The organism is Celeribacter naphthalenivorans (assembly GCF_020524585.1).
GTDB classification, from domain to species: Bacteria; Pseudomonadota; Alphaproteobacteria; order Rhodobacterales; family Rhodobacteraceae; genus Celeribacter; species Celeribacter naphthalenivorans.
On the sequence record NZ_JAIVLK010000006.1, the window covers coordinates 95899 to 116558 of the forward strand.

Below are 20660 nucleotides of genomic sequence, written 5' to 3' on the forward strand. Positions count from 1 at the left end.
GAATGCGGCACAAAACGTCCAGTGCTTGACTTATAAACTCAGAGATCCACGCCACGACCGCAGCGGAGCGAGCCGCGCGGATTTTTTCGACATATGGCGATCCATCCGCCCGAGAATGCGCGACAGAAAGCGAATGGTCTCCAAGACATAAGGCCCTTTGTTGAGCATCACGCAATCGGCACGCTGCGCCATGGCGGCGTCGGTGGTCTCGGCACGGGTGGCGAGGCCTTGTTTCATCAAGCCTTCGAGCACCTGCGTGGCCCAGACCACCGGCGTATGGGCCGCTTCGCAGAGCCAAAGCACCTCTTCCTGAATTTCGCTCATCCGCTCCAGCCCGATCTCGACGGCCAAATCGCCCCGCGCAATCATCACGGCGGTCTCGGTCAGAGCGCCCGCCTGCACGATCAGCCGCGGCAGGTTGCGCACGGCGAGGCCGGTTTCGATCTTGAGCACGAGAGCAGGGCGCGCGCCGTCAGGGGCGAGGCGTTTGTCGACCTCTTCGATCAAAAGCCGGATGTCTTCCGGGGTCTGCACAAAGGAATAGCCGATCATATCGGCGCGTCCGACGACGAAATCGAGCGCGACGCGATCCTCTTCGGTCAGGGCCGGAATGTCGATCTCGACAGCGGGCAGGTTAAAGCCTTTTTCGGGCTTGACCTTCACCCCCTCCGGCCCCGCGCGGATGACGCGCAGTTTGGCACCTTTCTTTGTGATTTCAACAACCTCCGCGCCAATCTTTCCGTCGTCGATAAAGACCTGCATGCCGGGGGTCAGCCGGTCGATCAGTTCGGGATGGCTGAGCGTGGTGGTCACATGTTTGACCTTTGGGCCCGGGGCGTCGCGGCGAATGTCGAGGCGATCGCCGACAAAAACGCGCTGTTTGTTCGGCCCCGCGACAGGTCCCGTGCGCAGTTTCGGACCCGCGAGATCCATCAGCACCGGCACATACCGTCCGACCTCCTCGCCCGCCGCCCGAATGCGGTCGATCATCGCCTGCCAAACTTCCTGCCCGTCATGGGCGCAGTTGATGCGCATGGCGTCGGCGCCCGCGCGGATCATGCCGGGGATGAGATCGGGATCTGTGGCGGCTTCGGTCGGCAGGGTCAGAAGGATGCGCGAGCGTGGCGCACCTGACGCGCCAGTGCCAAAGAGCGTGTCGCGCCGGGCGGCGAGGCGGGCGGGGCCTTCGGCAAAGGCCTTGGGGTCCGGATACTCTTCGGAGACCTTGCCGGACAGCCGGGACAGCGTCGCCACCACCGCATCGAGAGAGGCGCGGGCATGGGGTTCGGCGCGGCCCAAAGTGGAGAGGCCCAGCGCGGCGAGGTCGGGCTGGATGGCGCTCAGATCGGCGTGGCGCAGGGCCAGATAATTGGCCAGATTTTCCGCCGAAGGACGAAAGGCCGGGCGCAGTTCAGCGGTCTCTGCCCAGGCAGTGGTGATCGCCTCGGCCTCTCGCGTGATCTTGTCGCGCAGGAGGGACAATTCAATCGACAGGCGGGTCGGATCGGGGGGCAGCGGGCAAAAGGACATGGGAGCACCTGAAAAGCTTGTGTCCCCTGTCTTTCCACGGGCTTTGTAACAGCGCTATGGCAGAGATCAAATCTGGCTCAAAATGCCACAGTTTCGTCGGAGAATGGCCGACAAGGGCGGTTAAAGGTTGCTTTGCAAAAACAGGACCCTACAGGGTCGATCCGTGATTTAAGCCTGCGGGGAGTGAGATGTTTCGCGACAGCCAAGCCATTTTCGAATTTCGCGGTCCCTGGGGCGTGCCGGTCCGTATCGGGGCCAGCATTCTTTTGATGTTTCTCCTGTTCGTGTCGACCTCTGGCTCGGGGACGGACATTCTCTACGATCTGGGCTTTGTGGCGATGCTGATCGTCTCGGTGTTTTTGCATGAAATGGGCCATGCCTGGGGCGCTTTGATCCAAAAAATCCCTGTGCGCGGTGTCATGATCCACGGTTTTGGCGGCTATTGCCAACAGGCACGCACCTCGACGCCACGCGAAAGCGAGTTGATCGTCGCCATGGGGCCGATTGTGACGCTTACGCTCTGGGCGGTCAGCCGTTTGATCGCCAATGCGATGTGGGACGCAGGGCATGAGTATAACACGGTGCTGTGGTTCTTCGAGACCATGGCCTGGCTCAACGGCTATCTGGCGATTTTCAACCTTTTGCCCGTCGCGCCGCTCGATGGGGGCAAGCTGTTCGAGCTGATCCTTCTGCGCTTCATGCGCGGCAAAAACGCGTCGATCGTGACGGGCTATATCGGTCTTGCGGTGCTGGCGCTTTTGATCCCCTATCTCATTTTTGGGGCGCATATGTATATTTTCGTGCTGTTTTTCCTGCCTGCCGTGGTGGAAAACTGGAACCGGATGCGCGGGCAGACCTATTGATCTGCCCTTTATGCGTCAGGCTTTGGCGCGGGCCTTGCGCGCAGGCGTCGGGCGCACGCGTTTTTCGATGGTGTCAAACAGAGCGCCCGCAAGGTCTTTGCCGGTTGCGGTTTCCGCGCCCTCAAACCCCGGCGAGGAGTTGACCTCCAGGACCTTCGGCCCGTCCTCGGCGCGCAACAGGTCCACGCCCGCCATCCGAAGCCCAAAGGCCTTGGCCGAGCGCAGCGCGGTTTCGCGTTCTGCCTTGGTGATCCGCACGGGGCTTGCGGTGCCGCCCAGATGCAGATTCGACCGGAAATCGCCGCCCGAGGAGGTGCGCTTGATCGCCGCAACCACCTTGCCATCGATCACCACACAGCGGATGTCGACACCGGCTGCTTCTTTGACGAAATGCTGGACGAGGAAATTGGCCTTCAGCCCGCGAAAGGCGGAAATCACCGATTGCGCGGCTTTCTTGGTCTCGGCCAAAACGACACCACGGCCTTGGGTCGACTCCAAAAGCTTGACGATCAGCGGCGCCTGACCCGCGAGTGCGATCAGGTTGTCGGTGTCCTTGGGCGAGGCGGCAAAGGCGGTTGTCGGCATCCCGATGCGGTGACGCGCCAGCACCTGATGCGCCTGCAATTTGTCACGCGATTTGGTGATGCCCTCTGAGCCGTTGACGCAGAACGTGCCGATGGTCTCGAACTGGCGAATGACAGCGGTGCCGTAGGAGGTCACGGAGGCGCCGATCCGGGGGATCACCGCATCATAGCGGGGCAGGCGCTTGCCGTCGTAGTAAATCTCCGGCGCCATGGCATTGATCGCCATATAGCACCGCGTGGTGTCGATCACTTCGACCACATGGCCGCGCGCTTCGCCCTCGTCGATCAGGCGACGGGTGGAATAATTGTCGGGCTCGCGCGACAGAACCGCGACGCGCAGAGGCCGCGCGGGCGTCGCCGTGCGGATGGCGGTGGTGAAATAGACCGTTTCGTCGCGTTCCGGCTGGCAAAAGCTTTCCGTCGGCTGCACGATCATGTCGTCCTGAATGGCCTGACGCCCCAGAAGCATCCGATAAGCCATATTGGTGCGATTGGTCAGAGTGATTTCGATGGGCCAGCTGCGGTCGCCGATCTCGATCTCGGTCGCGATCACATATCGCAGCTCGGTCTCGCCATTCGACGAGGTCACCTCGCGGCGGTCCACCACATCGGCGGAGCAGGAGATTGTGATGTCCTCACGCCCCGGCACAGGGTTGATGTTGAACCGCACCTTGGGCGCGTCCGCCTTGCCGAAAGGCTCGATGTCAAAGGCATGCAGCGCCGAGGTCTTGGCGCCTGTGTCCACCTTGACCTTGAGCGCCGGCAGGCCCAGCGCCGGCAGCGCCGCCCATTCTTCCCAGCCCAGTGCGAAGCCAAAATTCTGGCCAGAAGCCATACCGCCGTTCGTGCCCGTCATATCCGTGCCCGTCCTCTTTTGTCGTCTCTTATGTTGGAGGAAAAGGCGGCGCGAAGAAACGCTTAACTCCGCCTTTGCGCGCCCAATGTCATTGTTGCGTGAGTCTCGCAAGGGGATTTGTGGGTTTTATGACAAGCGGCAAGATGTCTCCCGGTTTCGACACTCATCTGGCCACTCACTGCCGTTCACTCGGTTATTTCCTGTCCTCAGTCGGGGCGAAGCCGGGAAAAGTGCATGTTTCTTGGGCGTTTTGCGCCCTCTGCGCGGGGCGGGCCCCACGGCAAGCTCAGGTAAAGCTTTCGTTACAGGACGCGCCGCCGCAGGCTTGGGGCAGGGACACAAGACCCGGACAGGCCAATCAGGCGTGCATCCGGGCCATCATTTCAGGGGAAGATAGCAATGAGCCAAGAAGAGTTTATGCCACTGGTTTATAAATTGGACGATGTGCCGCCGCCGCCCAAGGCCGCGCTGGCCGCGGTCCAGCATGTTTTGGCCTCCATCGTCGGCATCGCCACGCCCTCGTTGATCATCGGCGGGGCTTTGGGGTTGGGGGCCTATATCCCCTACCTCATCGCCATGGCATTTTTCGTCTCAGGCGTGGCGACCTTTATCCAGTGTAAAACCATCGGCCCGGTGGGGTCGGGGCTTTTGTCGCTGCAAGGGACGTCCTTTGCCTTCCTCGGCGCTATTCTGGCCGCAGGATTCGCGGTCAAGGGTCGGGGCGGCAGCGAAGAGGACATTCTGGCGATGATCTTCGGGCTGTGCCTTGTTGGCTCTCTGGTGGAAATCATCCTGTCGCAATTCCTCGACAAGCTGAAACGCATCATCACGCCCACGGTGACGGGCATCGTGATCACGGTCATCGGCCTGTCGTTGATCAAGGCGGGGTTCACCGATTTCGCGGGGGGCGCCATGGCGGGCGAGGACCTCGGCAAGCCGCTGTATCTTTTGCTGGGCACTTTGGTGGTGGCGATCATTTTGGTCATGACCTTCATCGGCAAACCGATGCTGCGCATCTCCGCGATCATGATCGGCCTCATTGTCGGCACCATCGTGGCGAGTTTCTTTGGTCTGGTGAATTTCGGCGTGCTCAGTTCGGCACAGCTTTTTGCCCTGCCGGTGCCGTTCAAATACGGGTTTGATTTTGACCTCGGCCTCTTCATCCCGCTGGCCTTTCTCTACCTCGTCACCGCCATCGAGACCTCGGGCGATCTGACCGCCAATTCGGTGATCTCCGGCGAGCCGGTCGAGGGCCCGCTCTATATGAAGCGCATCAAGGGCGGGGTTCTGGGCGATGGCGTCAATTCGGCGCTGGCCGCCGTGTTCAACACCTTCCCCAACACCACGTTTTCGCAAAACAACGGCGTGATCCAGATGACCGGCGTCGCCTCGCGCCATGTCGGCCTCTATATGGGCGGGTTTCTGGTGCTTTTGGGTCTGTTTCCCATCATCGGGACCTTCTTTCTGATCATCCCGAAACCGGTTCTGGGCGGCGCGACCCTGGTGCTCTTCTCGACCATCGCGGTTGCGGGCATTCGCATCCTGTCGTCAGAGGAAATGACCCTGCGCCGGGTTTACATCATGGCCGTGTCCTTTGGTTTGGCGCTTGGGGTCACGCTGGTGCCCGACGCGACGCAGAACTTGCCGACCTTTCTGAAACAGGTCTTCGCCGCGCCCATCACCCTCGCGGGGCTTTCGGCGATCATCCTGTCGCTGGCGATCCCCGAAGACGCCAAGGCGACCATCGAGGCGGCGGAGTAATCTCTAAAGCCGGGCGCGAAGAGGGGCAGAGGCAAACTCTTGCCCCTTGAGCACCCAGCCCGTTCCGCCTTTCTCATAGCTCAGGGGCGGGCCGGGCAGAAACCCATCGCCTTCGGTCGCGCTCCAGACCGTCACGGACAGGGTACCATCAGGTTTCAGGTCAATCTGATTGAACGTATTTGGCGTGCCGCGTGTGCGGGTCGACAGAGCCGTGCCCGCCTGCACAAACAAGACACCGGGGACCTGCGTAAAGGGCACGGCCTGCGCATTGTGCAAATGACCTGAGAGCACAAGATCGGCGCCCGCCGCCGAAAGCGCGGTGAGCGCCGCCTTTGCGCCACGGGTTTTCGGCTTGTCCAGAGTGGGCGGCTGTTGCAACGGGTGGTGCAACACAGCGACGCGCAGCCGCCCGTCATCTTCGCCGAAATGCTCCATCGCGCGGGTGATGTGGCGGGCAGAGAGCTTGCCGCTTTGCCAGGCAAAGGGATTGACGGTGTTGATGCCCACGACGCGCAAATCCGGCGTCTCAAACGTGGGTTCCAGATCGCGCGAAATCGCCCGTTTGTAGCGCGCGTAAGGCATGAGCCAGCGCATGAAGAGGTTATAAAGTGGTGTGTCGTGATTGCCGGGGACCGAAAGCACAGGTGTCTCAGTCGCCTCGATGGCCTCGACAAAGGCCTTGGCTTTCTCGAACTGACCGGGCCGCGCGCGCTGGGTGAAATCGCCGGAAATCACCACCAAAGTTGGCTCTTGCCGGGCAATGGTGCGTAATAATGGCCCCGCCAGCGCCGGGTCGGTGCGGCCGAAATGCAGATCGGAGAGATGGATCAGTCGGGTCATGCGGCGATGTGGTCCTCCGTCGCTTTTGGAGTGAGAATGCGCAGCGGCGCCTCGCTCATCGACAGGCGCAGCGGCGCCGACAGCCGCGCCTTTTCGCCGTCGAAGGCGGTCAAAAACGGTGGCTGCGCCTTGCCTTGATGTTCGATCACCAAGTCATGCGCGCGAATGAGGGTGAAATCCTGTCGCGGCGGCATCTTACGCGCCGCGAGCGTGACGGCGAGGCGCAACAGGTCCATGCGAGAGCGCGCGTGAATGACGAAGGTCGCAAAGCCATCTTCCGAGATGGTCTCCGCGCCATTGAGGCCGAAGACCTCAAGCTGATAGGCCGAGCGCGCGATAAAGACCAAAGGCGTCTTCACCTCATGCGTCGTACCATCCGCCGTGATCGACAATTTCATCCGGTGCTGGGTCTGAAGAATGGTTTTGATCACCGACCAATAGGCCACCACGCGATGCCGCCCCCAACGGTCGTAAATCGCCTCGCGTTTCTTGAGGATCGCGGGATAGACGCCCAGAGAGGCGTTGTTGAGAAAGGCGCGGCCATTGACCTGTCCGATCCGAATGTCGCGGGGCTCGCCGTCGCGCAGTTGGGCGGCGGCCTCTTCGGGCACCTCCGAGAGGCCCAGCCCGCGCGTGAAATAGTTGAAGGTGCCCATCGGCAGAACCCCCATCGGCACCTCGCGGCCCAGCATCGCGTTGGCAATCGCCATGGCCGTCCCATCGCCGCCCGCAGAGATCACCGCCTCGGCGCCCTCGTTGATTTTATGATCGATCAGGTCGCTCAAATCGGTGTCCGGATCGAGCGCAATGACCTCGCAGCCTTCGCCAAAAGCGGCACAGGCGCGGTCTAAGGCCTCCGCATCTTGGCGGTTGGTGCCGGACTGGCGATTGGCAAGGATGACGGCGCGCATGGGACCTCCAAAGCAACAGATGCACCGTTTAACACCCGAGGCCCAGAATGGTTGCATCTGGCCTGAAAGCGCGTTTGGCGCTAAAGCCTCCGCCATGACCCAGAACACCACGCCCGAACGATTCTCATTCTCCCTCAATGCCACCGACGGCAAGGCCCGCACCGGCGTGATCTCGACGCCGCGGGGCGAGATCCGCACGCCGGCCTTCATGCCGGTGGGGACGGCCGCGACTGTCAAGGCGATGATGCCCGAAAGCGTGCGCGCGACCGGCGCCGACATCCTCTTGGGCAACACTTATCACCTGATGCTGCGCCCAACGGCGGAACGGATTGCGAATTTGGGCGGGCTGCACAAGTTCATGAATTGGGAACGGCCCATTCTGACCGACAGCGGCGGGTTTCAGGTCATGAGCCTCGCCGATCTGCGCAAGCTGACCGAAAAGGGCGTGACATTTCGCTCGCATGTCGATGGCTCCAAGCATGAGTTGACGCCAGAGCGCTCAATGGAGATTCAAAAACTCCTCGGCTCCGACATTGTGATGTGTTTCGACGAATGCCCCGCGCTGCCCGCAGATCGCGACCGGATCGCGGAGTCGATGCGGCTGTCGATGCGGTGGGCGGCCCGGTCCAAGGAGGCGTTCGGCGACCGTCCGGGGCATGCGCTGTTCGGTATTCAACAGGGCGGCTTGGAACAGGATTTCCGCGAAGAAAGCGCCGAGGCCTTGAAAGAGATCGGGTTCGATGGTTACGCATTGGGCGGTCTGGCCGTGGGCGAGGGGCAGGAGGCCATGTTCGCCACGCTGGATTTCGCGCCGGATATGTTGCCGACGGACAAGCCGCGTTACCTGATGGGCGTGGGCAAACCCGATGACATCGTCGGCGCCGTCAAACGCGGTATCGACATGATGGACTGTGTGCTGCCCTCGCGGTCTGGTCGCACGGGCCAAGCCTGGACCCGGCGCGGGCAGGTCAACATCAAGAACGCGCGCCACGCCGACGATCCGCGTCCGCTGGATGAACAGTGCACCTGTCCGGCCTGCTCGAACTATTCGCGCGCCTATCTGCACCACGTCTTCCGCAGCCACGAGATGATCTCCGGCATGCTTTTGACCTGGCACAACCTGCATTATTTTCAGGAAATCATGCAGGGCATGCGCGATGCGATTGCGGGCGGCACATTTGAGGCTTGGGAAACTGAGTTCCACGCCAAACGCGCCGAAGGCGATATCGAGCCGATTTGAAGGAATCAACCCTAGGTTGTTTTTTGGGGGCTGTGGGGGTGTCCACAGCATCTTGATCGCCTGTGATCTGTGTTGTGATCTGTCTTGCGGGAAAAACAGGCAGGAAAACGGCTAAGGGTAACCCCTCCATTTTCTTGCGTTTTCTGTAAAACAGGGGCTTTTAATCCCATTTTTGCGCATTTTGATGCGAAAAACCCGCGCTTTGGGGGCAATTCTGCCCTTGCGAGAGGCGCAGATGAGGGGCAAACTCGATATCAGCCGCAACTTGACTTGGTTGAAATCCCGGGGACAGGCCCCCAGATATAGTCACCAAGACAGGAAAGAGCCAATGGCTGCCATTATGGGGTCCGGCTCTTTTGCCAAGATAAGGAATGACAATGCACGAGCAACTCCAATCCTATCCCGTCCTGCCGCTGCGCGACATTGTGGTGTTTCCGCATATGGTCGTGCCGCTGTTTGTGGGACGCGAAAAATCCGTGAAAGCGCTCGAAGAGGTCATGGCGCAGGACAAGCAAATTCTGTTGTCCGCCCAGATCGATCCGGCCGTGGACGACCCGGACACCGACGGCATCTACCGCGTCGGCGTGCTGGCCAATGTGCTGCAACTTCTGAAGCTGCCCGATGGCACCGTCAAAGTGCTGGTCGAGGGCGAGCGCCGGGTGAAACTGACCCGTTTTCTCGACAATGACAGCCATTTCGAGGCCGAAATCTCGCCGCTCGACGAAAGCGAAGGCGATGCGGAAGCCGTGGCGGCTTTGTTGCGCTCGGTCCGTGAGGAATTCGAACATTACGCCAAGGTGAAAAAGAACGTCCCCGAGGAAGCTCTGGTCGCCGTCTCCGAGACGCGCGAACCGGCGAAGCTTGCCGATCTCGTGGCCGGTCATCTGGGCGTTGAGGTCGAACAGAAACAGAAACTTCTGGAAACGCTGGCGGTCGATGAGCGCCTCGAGGCGGTTTACGGCCTGATGCAGGGCGAAATGTCCGTGTTGCAGGTCGAGAAAAAGATCAAGACCCGCGTCAAATCCCAGATGGAGCGCACCCAGCGCGAGTACTATCTGAATGAGCAGATGAAGGCCATTCAGAAGGAGTTGGGCGATGGCGAGGACGGGGCCGGCGAGATCGCCGAGCTCGAAGAGAAAATCGCTGCGACCAAACTGTCGAAAGAGGCCGCCGAGAAGGCCGAGGCCGAGCTTAAAAAGCTCAAGAATATGTCGCCGATGTCGGCGGAGGCCACGGTGGTGCGCAACTATCTCGACTGGATGTTGTCGATCCCGTGGGGCACGAAATCGCGCGTCAAAAAGGACCTTGGCCGGGCTGAGGAAATCTTGGACGCCGATCACTACGGGCTTGAAAAGGTCAAGGAACGCATCGTCGAATATCTCGCGGTGCAGCAGCGTTCGAAAAAGCTGAAAGGCCCGATCATGTGCCTCGTCGGCCCGCCGGGCGTGGGTAAGACCTCTTTGGGCAAATCGGTCGCCAAGGCCACTGGGCGCGAGTTCATTCGCATCTCTCTGGGCGGTGTGCGCGATGAATCCGAGATCCGCGGTCACCGTCGGACCTATATCGGCTCCATGCCGGGCAAGATCATCCAAGCCTTGAAAAAGGCGAAGACGACGAACCCGCTCATCTTGCTCGACGAGATCGACAAGATGGGGCAGGACTTCCGTGGCGACCCTGCATCGGCCATGCTCGAAGTGCTTGATCCGGAACAGAACTCCACCTTTGTGGATCACTATATGGAGGTCGAATACGATCTCTCCAACGTGATGTTCCTGACCACGTCGAACAGCTACAACATGCCGGGGCCGCTTCTCGACCGGATGGAGATCATTCCGCTCTCGGGCTATACCGAAGAGGAAAAGGCCGAGATCGCGAAACAGCATTTGCTGCCGAAACAGGTGAAGAACCATGGCCTCAAAGCCAAGGAATTCTCTGTCACGGATGGGGCGATCATGGATGTGATCCGCTACTACACCCGTGAGGCTGGCGTGCGGAATCTGGAGCGTGAATTCGCCAAGATCGCCCGTAAGGCGGTGACGAAGATCATCAAGAAAGAGGTCGAGAGCGTGCAGGTCACGCCGGAGAACCTCGAAGAGTTCTTGGGGGTCAAAAAGTTCCGCTACGGTCTGGCCGAGAAAGAGGATCAGATCGGTGTTGTGACCGGCTTGGCCTACACGTCGGTCGGCGGCGATCTGTTGCAGATCGAGGCGCTGAAACTGCCGGGTAAAGGCCGGATGAAGACCACTGGGAAACTGGGCGATGTGATGAAGGAATCCATCGATGCGGCCAGTTCCTATGTGCGCTCCATCGCGCCTTCGATCGGGGTGAAACCGCCGCTCTTTGACACGATGGACATCCACGTCCACGTGCCCGATGGCGCGACGCCGAAGGACGGGCCCTCTGCGGGTCTGGCGATGGTCACCACCATTGTCTCCGTTCTGACGCAAATCCCGGTGCGCAAAGACATCGCCATGACCGGCGAGGTGTCCTTGCGTGGCAATGCGACGGCCATCGGTGGGCTCAAGGAGAAACTGCTGGCGGCGCTGCGGGGCGGGATCAAAACCGTGCTCATCCCGGAGGAGAACGTCAAGGATTTGGCGGACATCCCGGACAATGTCAAAGAGGGGCTGGAAATCATCCCCGTGACGCATGTGTCCGAGGTGCTCAAACACGCGCTGGTGCGTCAACCTGAGCCGATTGAATGGGACGATGCCGCAGAAGAAGCTGCGCGTCTGGCCAAGATTTCCTCGACCGGTGAGGGGCAGGGCGCAGTCGCGCATTGATCCTGATCTGGAAACAATGACTTTGCGAAAGCCGGCCTTCGGGTCGGCTTTTGTCGTTCTGAGATGTATGAATTTTCTTTTTGATGGCTTAGGTTTAAGCATCTTTTCCGAAGGCCTGTCTTCGGCGCGCCAAAGATGTATTTGCCCGTTGCGCGCCAAGTGGTTCGAGCGCTAAGGTTTCCGCAAGTGCAATAATGTCGACGAGCAAGACAACAAGGACAATTCCTGTGACAACGACCACCAAAAAGACCGCCTCTGCGAAAAAGACCGTGCCCGCAACGACCGAACCCGCCCCGGTCGAGGCGCCCGAAACCACTCTGGTGACCGCCATGAAGAAAAAGGACCTCTTCGCAAAGGTGGCAGAGGCCTCGGGCGTGAAACGCTCTGATGTCAAGAAGGTGGTCGAAGCGACGCTGAAAGAGCTGGGCGATGCGCTCCAGCGCGAGGAGGAGCTGAACCTGCCGCCTCTGGGCAAAATGAGCGTGAACCGCGTGCGAGAGGCCTCGGGCGCGCATATCATCGTCGCAAAATTGCGCCGTCCCAAAGCGATGTTGGAAGAGAAGGGCAGCGAAGATATGGCCGCAGAAAACGACAGCGACGACGCGTCCTGACAGACATTTACGGTCAGAGGAATTTTCTCGGAAAAACCTCTTGCATCGGGCTGGGGCAGAGGCTAAACACCGCGCCACGGCGGGTGATTAGCTCAGTGGTAGAGCGCTTCGTTCACATCGAAGATGTCAGGAGTTCAAATCTCTTATCACCCACCATTAAATTCCCTTGGAAAATCAGAGCGTTATATTGGGTTTGGCAAGGTTAAGCCCTTGAGGCAATTTTGTGTGCCAATTTTGTGACAAAGCCTTGCCATTTGTAGTCTGAATCACCGCTGTAAAAGTGATCTTGCTGTTTCAAGGACATCACTACTCTCAAGGTGGGCATACTTTGCAGACATTGCCGCAGTAGTGTGTCCTAGGAGGACAGCAATATCGCTTAAGGGCATTCCCCTTTTTCGCAGGCGTGTCGCATAAGTGTCTCTCAAGGAGTGTATGGTTGCTTTGCCCCGCTGAGCGGTCTTCTGAGGGCTGTTGTTGCAGACACTATCGATCACTCTGTTCAGGTGCTTAATTGCCCATTCCATCTTCTCGAAGGGCTGCTCCTGACCCTTTAGGGCTTCGAACACCTTGAGGACCCGCTGGGTTATTGGGACTAGGGAGAGGCTTTCAGTCTTGGAGCGGTAGACCTCGATTGTAGAGCGCTTCGTGTCGATGTCTTCCCAAGCTAAATTAGTGGCTTCTCGTAGTCGCATCCCAGTATCAATCAGGACCAAAAAGAGGTTGAGGGCTTTCTGGTCTGTGATGGTGTTCTCTGTACTGAGGCGAGTGACGATTTTGGCCTCCTCGGTGTCGGTGAGGTAGCGTGTTTTTACAAAACCTTTGAGTTTCGGCATTTCCAAATCTCGATTGGTTTTATGGGTTTTTGTCACTCGGTTTGCGGCGCGAAAGAGGGCCTTGAGTTCCCCACGGATCGTGTTCGCTTTCTTTCCCAGTCGTTTGCGCTCTGACACATACTGCTCAATGTCGATGTCTGTGAGTGACGACAGGAGCTTATCTTTGCCAAAGAAGTCGAAGAGGTGATTTGAGGCCGAGGTGTAGAGCCGCTTGGTTTGGCCTGACACTTCGCCCAGCGTTACCTTGAAGGCATCCTCCAGAGCGATTTCTGCCTTCTCTCCAAACTGGCTACAATTAAGGGCGTTATTGTATTCTTCTGACAAAAAGCGTTTCGCCCCTTGATGATCTGCGAGTTGCCGTTTGGTTGAGCCCCGAAAGCGCTTGCCGTTCGCCGTGAATGAGTACCACCAATAGGGGGACCCGGTACGTTTATAGAGTTTCATTGGATATCTCCGTAGAAAGCCCCGAGCACGTCTTTACGGCCCGATTGCTAAAGGCAATGAGGCGGATGGTTTTCGTGATGTCCGGGGAATTTGATTTTAAGAGCGGTTCAGCCTTTGAGGCTTCGCTGCTCCAATATGGGGCTATTGCTCCACAAAACTGTCACGGGAGGGGTAGGGAGTTGATGGCGGTGTAAAATCTAGGCTGTCTAGCAGTTTCAATGAATTTGGAGGCGTCGAATTTTTTTTGCACACAATAGCGGCCACCTGAGGCATGGCTTGAAGTGTGCTTGATTGGTAAAGGCCGTATGTTTTGTTTCAAAAAGGCATGCATGCACGGTCGATAGGCTTTTCGGAGTTTGCACAGCACTACCTTTAGGCAATGGGCGGAAAGTGTGAATTCGCTGCAGTCGCAAAGCAGTGGGCTTTAAGCGCAAAAGCCTGATCTAGTGTGCTGCACTGCTGCTATAAGACAAGTCTCGCACCGAACGACCCAAGTGGCACAACGTACCTGCTGCACCAACCCCGATTTGAGGCTTTGATAGCGAACAGTACAATTCTACGGCAAAAAGGCGGGGGAGACAGCAAGCCACCTCCCCCTTTGTAGACGCTTTTACAGAGTATGCGCCTAACTCTACCTACAAGCAAAGCACGGCAGCTCCCAAGTGTCAATCTTTGGCATCGCCTCGATGCCGTCGGTAGTCCAACCGTATCACCGCGAAAACGGCACTCAGATTTATAAGAGCCATAGATGCGACGCCTACGGCGAGCCACCCATCATTCACATCGATTAAAACCCAGAGGACTATCGCTGCGACGAAGAGAAAAGAAAGCGCCGTAAGAACTAATTTCATCCATCCAGATATTTCACTCTTGAAGCTTGCTCGATGCATTCTGGCTTCGCTTAGCTTTCCAGATGCTACCGATTGGTAAATAACTGCCATGGAAAATGGATCATTAAAGTACCCAGAGTGTGCGGCGAGTGGGAAAGGGGTTCCGATTGGCGCAACCTCAATGTTATCCACTCCAATAGCGTCCCCTTCGTCGCCATTCGACTCTATGGCTTGAAGTAGGCAGTTGATCTCTGAACTCACAAGATCGTACCTGCTCCAAAAATTGACTATTCGCGGTCCACCATGTTCACCCCAAGCTGGCTGATCCAAAAGGTAAGGATTGCTATGCCGAACTCTATGATAGCGATGGTTCTCACCGCTATCTGCATAGAAGAGACTTGCAATCTTTTGAATTGGGCTGCCGATTGTGAAGATGTGACTAACCTTTCTCACTTCGGCAATAGATTTCTCACGGTCAGTTTTGGAAATATTTGTGGCTCTGCAGTGGGAATTGAGGCGAAGAAAAGCATCCAGAATTATCGCCGACCCCAAGCTGTGACCAACCAAGACGCAGCGACTACAGTTACTGTCCGACAAGACATCCTGAATCAAGTCTTTGGCTAAATTCACTCTTCGCTCGCGTGTCAAAAACCTTTCATGGCCTTCATGCATGGTTGTCCACGCCATGACGTCTGATATCAATCTTCGGGAAAGGACCCAAGCGCCAGAGGCCGCCAGAAGCGTTGCAAGGAAAGCTACAATTTGGGAAGCCACTTCGATTTTCAGGAAGTCAAATTCGATCGCCCCAACAAGCTTGCTGGATGCAAAGAAAAAAAGTGAATACACGAATACCAAAAGCGCCAGAAGTGGTGTGGAGACCGCCACGGCCTTCAAAAAAGCTTCCAAATTATTTTTCTTCAACCCTCTCCGCCAAGCCGAAGCCAGCTCCTGAAGGTCAACCCTTTCTTGGTCACTTGATCTCTCCGACAAATACTCTTGAAAATCGCGGAACCGGCCTTTCGGAAATCTCCCCCTATTGTCACTGTTGTCAAATTCAGAGTACCTCTTCTCCATCTTTCTTCTGAGGTCGCCACTTACCTTTATCTTGTTCAAGATGCGCCGCTTGTGGGTGGGGTACTTCCGCCAGCGCGAAGCAGAGGTAAAAAAAAATTTGAACGCAATTTTGAGAAGCCACAGAAAAACGCCAAATATTCCAGAGTTCTTGTGCTGATCGCCAGCCCAATATGCCTCATAGACACGGTATTTCTTTACAGGCCGGGGCTTTTCCTTGATGTGTTGAAATCTCGTAAATTCTACATAGTTCCGGAATGATCCTTTGTCTTTTGATGATGCCTCAATTTCGCTACTGATGTCTCTTATGTATCCAAGCTCAGATGGATTCTCGCGGTTGCCTTGTCGATCCAGTGCGTCTATAAAATTAGCCGCACTAAGGTATTCTCGCGGACTTCCAATTCCGTGACAGAAAATAATAGATGTGTATTTGGTCAAAGCGCCCTCATACTGTACTTTGTTTTACAAACACCCCCCGCGTGCTTCGATAGATTTAGATTCCAATGCCACGAAAACCGCAAGGTGGTGATGGTATCTTTCGTCATGTGGCATATCCCTCTCTCTTCGAGAATTGACGGCGTATTCAACACCGCCATGATATGCCGCCCCTCAGTGTCATCACCAACTTTCAGCTATTTCTCTTCTTACGCCGCGCTGCAGCCACTTTCACGTTGACGAATGTCCGGTATGGGCCGTTTGCGACCTTCCGTCATTATTTGGGCGGGAAGCTGCCATTCGCTGTGCATACAACAGGGTCAACATGCATGACCAAAAGCAGCCAATCACCAAACCCGCACCAACAATATTTTTACGTTCTTCCAATGGTGGTTTGCGGCTTTGTTTAGCCGACCAATCTTGCCAGATTTGATTTCAAGGTATTTTTTGTCTCTGCGGTATCCATGCGCCAAACGTTCGAAAGTCCACGAGTTGCCTTGCTCAATGATGAAAGTACATCGTTGCTTGCAAACGGTGCATCGGTTTCAGTCAAGATACGCTCTCTTGGCATCAAAGACACGGCAGCTCTACCTTTCGCACTTCGCAGCATTGGCGCACCTACTGAGAACCAGCATCCAAGTTTGATCGCTCGCTCCAGTTCAGCACGGCTTCCCGTGAACCAATGTAGAACTGGAATACCACAACCAGGATGCTCTTCAATTTTATCAAGCACTGCATCCGCAGCATGGCGACTGTGAATGGAGATGATTTTGGTTCTTTCAGTTCGGCATAATGAAAGAATCTCAGCGAAAACCTTGGCCTGAGCTTCTTTCGAACCAACAAACTCTTTCCCCCCGTCTAAGCCGACTTCACCGACATATCGGGTTTCCCGAAGTAATCTTTCAAACAGCGGCATCTCGTTGGGTCGTTCACCAACAAGCTGTGGGTGATAGCCGAGAGCGGTTCTAATTCGACTATTCTTTTTCACCAACCGGGATGTCTTCGGATACGCCTTAGGAATGGTCGTCACTGATAACACGTAAGCTTGTGCAGCCTCCAGTTTCTGAATGGTACTGGTCCGGTCTTCCATCAAATCGAGGTGGCAATGAAAATCGATCACAGTATCACACTAGATGCATTGGCTTTTGAGAAAATCGCCGAGTTCCTTAAGACCGCGCTCGTAGACGGCGAGCCATTGGTCTCGCTCGGCGACATCGATTGGAAGAGGGCCGGATTTCAGTGCATTTTTTAGACGTTGTTTCTTTGACTTTGGTTGGACAGCCCTTAGCACTGCCATCAGGTCGTCTTTTTTAGTGCCATCATACTCAGCGAAGTTTTGCGGTATTGAATAGGTATACGGTGTGTTGTCGGCAATACCCGCTTTGAGGAAAGAAGCCCTTCGGATGAGACAAGGTAAACAGCGACCACATTGCTCACTCTTTCGTTTCCACTTACCACAGGACACGGTTTGGCTGGCGTATCGCTGATCACTCGCGTTTAGAGATGCTCCGACCATCATTTCGCCTTTGGTCATGGTCCAGAAAGGGTTTTCGATAATCGCTTTGATGCCCACGCGTGAAAACAACTCTTGCATCTGCGACAAATAGTTTGGATGGGCTGTACGAGTACTATGCGACCCTATCCGTCGTGGTGTTAAAGGTGCATTCAAAGCAATAAAGCCATTTTCCGGTATGTATAAAGGTACATTACCTAGCCCGTTGAGTTCGGCCACAGCATCCGCACAAACCGCTCCCATCGCCAGAAAATTGAAACTTCTTCCACGCATCGTTGTGTCGTTTGAGCTTCCCGACTGTCGTGGGCTTGCGTTGAAAGCAAACCGCTGAAGAGGTTGCCCTAAGCGATCATAAAGATAGTTCTGTCGTTGCGCGTCTTGAGGATAAGAGTGACTGACTAGGATGGGGTTGTTTCCGTTTGCAATCAGGTATTTTGCGCCAAGCCAACTGTCCAAACCGCCCGAGTACAAACAAACACTATCAACGCCCAGCAAATTTGACTTTTTTCTAAGTCGACCACCAATGGCGTTTGGTTTGGGAGGGCCATTCTGTAGAAACGTAAACTGCCAGTGATCGCCTGTCAGGAAGTTCAGGATTCTCTGTAGCAACGGTCTTGCCGCTGTCCATTTGTCTGGCTGCACAACAGGAACATGTAGATCGAAATCTCGCGCCCAACCATTGTCAGAAGCATCTTCTCTGCGGAAGAAAGTATCCGCAGCAGTGACGGCCATCGAAATCGTGAGAAAATCGAACGCGGCGGTGCTGGTCGGTGCCCCTAAACGTTCGACCCTGTCCGGTAGGGTTTTGCCAATGTAGCCTGCCCTATCAATATTGTGGCAAGTTCCATAAAGCCTGACTATGCGGCAGTTGTTCGCAATGGTCACTGTTGGCGAGATTTCTTCGGTTTGAAAGTGAAGAATGCACTTAGTCATCAAAGCGCTCCCAAGTTTGCCAAACATGTCGAGCTGCTGTGCGCATGTATCTTTCGACTGCATCTGAGCCAAGTTTGATGCCCGCTTGCTGCACTTGTGATGCAAATGACTGCTCAACATGCTCTCTTGTCAGGTCCAAAATCTCAGTCTCACATTTGGCAGTCGTCACCACATCATCAGATCGGTTCCACGAGTTTCCGGCTTCATTGACAATAATCTGAAATATCGACTGAGCGAGGTACTCAATCATGATTTGTGAAATGTTATCGTCGGTTAGCGAGTTCGGGTCAAAGTTGGCATCAAAATCAAGCACATGTTCAATAGCTTCCTGAACTGCCACGTTGATGGCGTCGGCGTCCGGACTATCCCCACTTACGTGTTCGGCGATAGCTTGAGCAAATTGATCTACTGTTTTGCCTGTGTAGCGATCGGTATCAAGTCCTGCGACGTCGTTGCCATCGGCAATTGCTTTCAGGGTCTCCCCGAATGTGCCACCTGATGTAATAACTTGACCAAGACGTCTCGGGCCAACCGCAGCTCCTCCCGAAGCTTGCCGTGCGAATTTACCTAAAGATTTCTGAAGAGGGGCTTTTCCGCCGCCGCCAGAAACATAGTCACCAAAGCTTTTTCGAAAGGATCGGTATCGGTTGGGATCAGATGGAGGAAGTGGAGCTCTAGGTTGATCGTCTGCCCAGTCAGGAACCAATGAATTGCGGCCACGGCCGCCTTTGGAAGATGCAGAAGTTCCCATCATTGACCTCCTTTCTGCAATGTCTCGATCAGGCTTCTGAGCCATGCCGCAGGCTGTTGAACACTTGATAGGAAGCGCAACAGATCATCTTTTGTTTCCGGGTGCTTGGTTGCAAGGATGACAGCGCCGTTGACATCTGCCCGCTTGCGAGACCAATCACCGTCTTGGCGCAGTGTATTGATTAGCTCACTCATCGCCGCCGACCTTTCGTCCGCCGGTATTGTATCTATTGCATTCCCCGCAGCCTTAGATACTCGAGTGGAAATCTGGAGAAGCGCTGCAATTGCCTTGATCGTTTCTGGGGAAAGGGTCGCATTCTTAATTTGAAGGGGTAAAGTTTCCCGTGCCAAGTAAACTGCCGCGCGCAAGTCTACTTTTGAAAGCTCTGGAGATAACTGTCCCCACTCGGCGATAAATTCTCTGTGGTCATGCCAACTCTCAGGAAATCCAGTTGTGGATGTGCCAATTTTTTCCAAGTCGGTCGATGAAAGTTTCTTGACCTTTCCTTTCGGAGAAGCATTCACCATCTTTAGCAGATCACCGAAAGCTCGGTCGCTTGTGCACCTTTCGAACAGCGAAATTTTTGCGATCACAGCCTCGTCCAAGTTCATCTTTCGTCTTTTAGCAAGACCATGACGCATACGAACGGTGTTCATCATCCTTTTAATTATCCGAGGGTTCCCTAAGACCGCTTTTGATTGAGCAAGCGTTGGTGCTATTCGCAGGACGTTTTCGAGCTGCGTTTTCAGATCTGCATTCGCAGAAACTATCTTAGACAGTTCATCCAGCGAGAACTCTCCGCTTTCTGACCAAGAGTTTTGAATTGTCTCCAGTAAGTAAGTGCGGGCACTTTCCAAAGCCGCTGCATTCACAGCCGAGGAGCGAGATAAGACTAACATACAAAGGAAAGCTTGCACTTCTTGTAGGCCAAGCCTCGGAACAGCCACGGGGAATTGGACCAGTTTATCCAGATAGTCTTCGACATGCTTCTTCGAGGCTCCCGAAAAATGGGTGGCGACAGCGTGGCGAACCATATCTACATCTGCGGCAACGACGAATGCGGTGTTCGGGAGGGAAAGGAACAGTCGCATTGCCTCTAGGTTTTCGATTGCAGTTTTCGGAAGGCAGCGGTCAAGGTTATCTACAAAGACAACCAAACGTTTATCTAGGCCATCCAACAGAGCCGAAAACTCTGCCTTAAATGCGGCGATTTCTTCTGGCGGAGATTGAACCTCTTTGGGATCAATCAGTCCTTTCAACTTCCCGGTTGCAGTATCTACGCCATCCTGAATGGCTTTTAAATCCTCCGCGTCTCCTTTGCCGGCAATTGCATCACCGCCAGATTCAATAGCTTTTGACACAAAACCGAACGTGGGCAAACCGAGAGCTGCCATCCCTGCTTCTGCGCCAAGGCCTAGGAGTCTGAGTTTGTTCACTCGTCGGAAAAGCCCTTTTGCTTGCTCTTTCAGGTCTTCGGGCGCTTCCGTTATCAGGGCTTGAGAAATGACGGTCATTAAGGCCGATTTTGCTTCGTCAAAACCTTGGTACAACCATGCGTCGAACTCGATTACGATTGTATTCCCATCGTCGGTAAGACGTTTGTTTACCAACTGTAAAATGCTGGATTTTCCAACACCCCATCCGCCGTAAACCCCAACGGATAATGGTAGCAACGTATCATCTGAGATCATGTCGCAGATCATTTCGGCGACTTCAGAATGGTTCAAATAATCGATGTCAGTTTCGTTGTCGGACCACATGGAAATACCTTTTTTAAACTCTCCGAACGTTCGCTTAAAAATTGTGCCTATGAAAGTGGGAATATTGTGAGATGCAGTTATTTCTGAGGAGATGTATCAATAGCCCCTCCA

Annotated in this window: 15 protein-coding genes and 1 tRNA gene; 6 read left to right on the forward strand and 10 right to left on the reverse strand. The window is 55.6% G+C overall.

From position 1 onward, the window contains the following. Positions 1-30: 30 nt before the first annotated feature. On the reverse strand, positions 31-1530 hold the full coding sequence (locus LC094_RS13910) for a pyruvate kinase (protein ID WP_226553397.1): 1500 nt from the start codon (positions 1528-1530) through the stop codon (positions 31-33). Between the two features lie 188 nt (positions 1531-1718). On the opposite strand from LC094_RS13910, the gene LC094_RS13915 reads away from it, so the two are divergent. After that, positions 1719-2393 carry a site-2 protease family protein gene (locus LC094_RS13915; RefSeq protein WP_226553398.1) on the forward strand — a complete coding sequence of 225 codons (675 nt, stop codon included), beginning with the start codon at positions 1719-1721 and terminating at the stop codon, positions 2391-2393. A gap of 15 nt (positions 2394-2408) precedes the next feature. On the opposite strand, the gene rimK is transcribed toward LC094_RS13915, so the two are convergent. Beyond that, positions 2409-3833, reverse strand: coding sequence for a 30S ribosomal protein S6--L-glutamate ligase (gene rimK, locus LC094_RS13920; RefSeq protein WP_226553399.1), 1425 nt, complete (start codon positions 3831-3833; stop codon positions 2409-2411). A 399-nt stretch (positions 3834-4232) separates the two neighbouring features. Between rimK and LC094_RS13925 the strand changes: the two genes are divergently transcribed. Further along, the gene (locus tag LC094_RS13925; protein WP_226553400.1) at positions 4233-5594 is read left to right on the forward strand and encodes a nucleobase:cation symporter-2 family protein; all 1362 of its coding nucleotides are present in this window, start codon (positions 4233-4235) and stop codon (positions 5592-5594) included. A 3-nt stretch (positions 5595-5597) separates the two neighbouring features. Here the strand turns inward: LC094_RS13925 and LC094_RS13930 are convergent, their stop codons facing one another. Both LC094_RS13930 and LC094_RS13935 read right to left on the reverse strand, forming a co-directional pair. Beyond that, positions 5598-6434 carry a metallophosphoesterase family protein gene (locus LC094_RS13930; RefSeq protein ID WP_226553401.1) on the reverse strand — a complete coding sequence of 279 codons (837 nt, stop codon included), beginning with the start codon at positions 6432-6434 and terminating at the stop codon, positions 5598-5600. After that, positions 6431-7345, reverse strand: a complete 915-nt coding sequence (locus LC094_RS13935) for a diacylglycerol/lipid kinase family protein (RefSeq protein WP_226553402.1) — start codon at positions 7343-7345, stop codon at positions 6431-6433. Before LC094_RS13935 ends, LC094_RS13930 begins: the two co-directional genes overlap by 4 nt. Positions 7346-7439: 94 nt before the next feature. Here LC094_RS13935 and tgt point away from each other — a divergent pair, with 94 nt between their 5' ends. The 4 genes from tgt (at position 7440) to LC094_RS13955 (ending at position 12135) form a co-directional block, all read left to right on the forward strand. Then, positions 7440-8585 (forward strand): tRNA guanosine(34) transglycosylase Tgt, encoded by a 1146-nt coding sequence (gene tgt, locus LC094_RS13940; RefSeq protein ID WP_226553403.1) that lies wholly within the window; start codon positions 7440-7442, stop codon positions 8583-8585. A gap of 377 nt (positions 8586-8962) precedes the next feature. Beyond that, complete coding sequence (lon, locus tag LC094_RS13945; RefSeq protein WP_226553404.1) at positions 8963-11368, forward strand: endopeptidase La; 2406 nt, start codon at positions 8963-8965, stop codon at positions 11366-11368. A gap of 227 nt (positions 11369-11595) precedes the next feature. After that, the gene (locus LC094_RS13950; protein WP_226553405.1) at positions 11596-11979 is read left to right on the forward strand and encodes an HU family DNA-binding protein; all 384 of its coding nucleotides are present in this window, start codon (positions 11596-11598) and stop codon (positions 11977-11979) included. A gap of 81 nt (positions 11980-12060) precedes the next feature. Then, positions 12061-12135, forward strand: a tRNA-Val gene (locus LC094_RS13955). A 110-nt stretch (positions 12136-12245) separates the two neighbouring features. Here the strand turns inward: LC094_RS13955 and LC094_RS13960 are convergent. The 6 genes from LC094_RS13960 to LC094_RS13985 form a co-directional block, all read right to left on the reverse strand. Beyond that, positions 12246-13256, reverse strand: coding sequence for a tyrosine-type recombinase/integrase (locus LC094_RS13960; RefSeq protein ID WP_226553406.1), 1011 nt, complete (start codon positions 13254-13256; stop codon positions 12246-12248). 665 nt (positions 13257-13921) lie between these two features. Then, positions 13922-15595, reverse strand: a complete 1674-nt coding sequence (locus LC094_RS13965) for a hypothetical protein (protein ID WP_226553407.1) — start codon at positions 15593-15595, stop codon at positions 13922-13924. Between the two features lie 403 nt (positions 15596-15998). Then, complete coding sequence (gene qatD, locus LC094_RS13970; protein ID WP_226553408.1) at positions 15999-16712, reverse strand: Qat anti-phage system TatD family nuclease QatD; 714 nt, start codon at positions 16710-16712, stop codon at positions 15999-16001. 9 nt (positions 16713-16721) lie between these two features. Next, on the reverse strand, positions 16722-18065 hold the full coding sequence (gene qatC / locus LC094_RS13975; RefSeq protein ID WP_226553409.1) for a Qat anti-phage system QueC-like protein QatC: 1344 nt from the start codon (positions 18063-18065) through the stop codon (positions 16722-16724). Further along, positions 18031-18792 carry a hypothetical protein gene (locus LC094_RS13980; protein ID WP_226553410.1) on the reverse strand — a complete coding sequence of 254 codons (762 nt, stop codon included), beginning with the start codon at positions 18790-18792 and terminating at the stop codon, positions 18031-18033. The genes qatC and LC094_RS13980 overlap by 35 nt, the downstream gene beginning before the upstream one ends. Further along, positions 18789-20549, reverse strand: coding sequence for a KAP family P-loop NTPase fold protein (locus tag LC094_RS13985; RefSeq protein WP_226553411.1), 1761 nt, complete (start codon positions 20547-20549; stop codon positions 18789-18791). Before LC094_RS13985 ends, LC094_RS13980 begins: the two co-directional genes overlap by 4 nt. Positions 20550-20660 lie beyond the last annotated feature (111 nt).

Bases quoted from the DNA above. Each gene is read 5' to 3' on its own strand.
- LC094_RS13910 (WP_226553397.1), bottom strand. From the start codon at position 1,530: ATGTCCTTTTGCCCGCTGCCCCCCGATCCGACCCGCCTGTCGATTGAA.
- LC094_RS13915 (WP_226553398.1), top strand. From the start codon at position 1,719: ATGTTTCGCGACAGCCAAGCCATTTTCGAATTTCGCGGTCCCTGGGGC.
- rimK (WP_226553399.1), bottom strand. From the start codon at position 3,833: ATGACGGGCACGAACGGCGGTATGGCTTCTGGCCAGAATTTTGGCTTC.
- LC094_RS13925 (WP_226553400.1), top strand. From the start codon at position 4,233: ATGAGCCAAGAAGAGTTTATGCCACTGGTTTATAAATTGGACGATGTG.
- LC094_RS13930 (WP_226553401.1), bottom strand. From the start codon at position 6,434: ATGACCCGACTGATCCATCTCTCCGATCTGCATTTCGGCCGCACCGAC.
- LC094_RS13935 (WP_226553402.1), bottom strand. From the start codon at position 7,345: ATGCGCGCCGTCATCCTTGCCAATCGCCAGTCCGGCACCAACCGCCAA.
- tgt (WP_226553403.1), top strand. From the start codon at position 7,440: ATGACCCAGAACACCACGCCCGAACGATTCTCATTCTCCCTCAATGCC.
- lon (WP_226553404.1), top strand. From the start codon at position 8,963: ATGCACGAGCAACTCCAATCCTATCCCGTCCTGCCGCTGCGCGACATT.
- LC094_RS13960 (WP_226553406.1), bottom strand. From the start codon at position 13,256: ATGAAACTCTATAAACGTACCGGGTCCCCCTATTGGTGGTACTCATTC.
- qatC (WP_226553409.1), bottom strand. From the start codon at position 18,065: ATGTTTGGCAAACTTGGGAGCGCTTTGATGACTAAGTGCATTCTTCAC.
- LC094_RS13980 (WP_226553410.1), bottom strand. From the start codon at position 18,792: ATGATGGGAACTTCTGCATCTTCCAAAGGCGGCCGTGGCCGCAATTCA.
- LC094_RS13985 (WP_226553411.1), bottom strand. From the start codon at position 20,549: ATGTGGTCCGACAACGAAACTGACATCGATTATTTGAACCATTCTGAA.